This window comes from Shigella sp. FC1967 (assembly GCF_001743005.1).
In the GTDB taxonomy this organism is placed as follows: Bacteria; Pseudomonadota; Gammaproteobacteria; order Enterobacterales; family Enterobacteriaceae; genus Proteus.
In genome coordinates, this window is the sequence record NZ_MIIZ01000486.1 from 1 (window position 1) to 210 (window position 210).

Below are 210 nucleotides of genomic sequence, written 5' to 3' on the forward strand. Positions count from 1 at the left end.
GAACAACAGCTTGCTTCATTGGCATTCACACCTTGCAGTAGCCAAGATATGACCAAAACAGGTTGGGTTTCACCCATGGGGGATGTGGTGAAGCACTTATTCATGTTGCAGGAACAACAGCTTGCTTCATTGGCATTCACACCTTGCAGTAGCCAAGATATGACCAAAACAGGTTGGGTTTCACCCATGGGGGATGTGGTGAAGCACTTA

1 protein-coding gene is annotated in these 210 nt (G+C 47.1%); it reads left to right on the forward strand.

Features of this window, described 5'->3' with window-relative positions:
- Positions 1-210, forward strand: a 210-nt coding sequence (gene rdgC, locus BHE89_RS04195; protein WP_286145876.1) for a recombination-associated protein RdgC, incomplete at both ends; no start/stop codon positions are given.